This is a genomic window from Streptomyces sparsus (assembly GCF_054776295.1).
Genome location: NZ_BAAHCA010001504.1, coordinates 1 through 767, shown reverse-complemented (window position 1 = coordinate 767; position 767 = coordinate 1). Strand labels below are relative to the sequence as shown.

General features: G+C 76.9%; 1 protein-coding gene. It reads left to right on the top strand.

The features are described from left to right. Window positions 1–761: small ribosomal subunit Rsm22 family protein (locus tag ACYVE9_RS29275; protein ID WP_461030901.1), on the top strand; the 761-nt coding region annotated here is incomplete at its 5' end. Between the last annotated feature and the right edge of the window lie 6 nt (window positions 762–767).

Genomic DNA, 767 nt, shown 5'->3' with positions numbered 1-767 from the left:
GCACCGTGCTGGACTGGGCGGAACCCGCGCTGGAACTGGGCCGGGAACTGGCGGCCGGCGCACTGCCCGGCGCACGGTGGCAGCGGGCCCGGATCGGCGGCGGTCTGGAGCTGCCCGCCGCGGACCTGGTCACGGTGTCGTACGTGCTGGGCGAGCTGACCGAGTCCGATCGGGCGGCGGCGGTGGCCGCCGCCGCCCGGGCCGCCCACGTGGTGGCCGTGGTCGAGCCCGGCACACCGGACGGCTACCTGCGGGTGCTCGCTGCCCGGGACCGGCTGGTCGCCGACGGCTTCCGGGTGCTGGCGCCGTGCCCGCACAGCGACGCCTGCCCGCTCGTGCCCGAGGAGGACTGGTGCCACTTCGCGGCCCGGGTGAGCCGTTCCTCACTGCACCGCCAGGTCAAGGGCGGCGCGCTGGCCCACGAGGACGAGAAGTTCTCCTACGTGGCGGCGGTTCGTGTCGGTGACCGGAGCGCAGGCCTGGGCGCTGAGCAGGGCGCCGGGCAGGGCGTTGGCCAGGACGCCGGCGGGGACGGGCGTGCGGACGGTGGTGACGGCCACGAGGGCGGCGTGACACCGGCGGCCGCGCGCATCGTGCGCCGCCCGCAGATCCGCAAGGGCCAGGTCCTGCTCGACCTGTGCGAGCGGGACGGCGGTGTGCGGCGTGAGGTGGTGAGCAAGCGGCACGGGCCGCGCTACCGGTCCGCCCGGAACGCGGCCTGGGGTGACGACTGGCCGCCGGAGACCTCCCCGGGGGAGTGAGCCCGC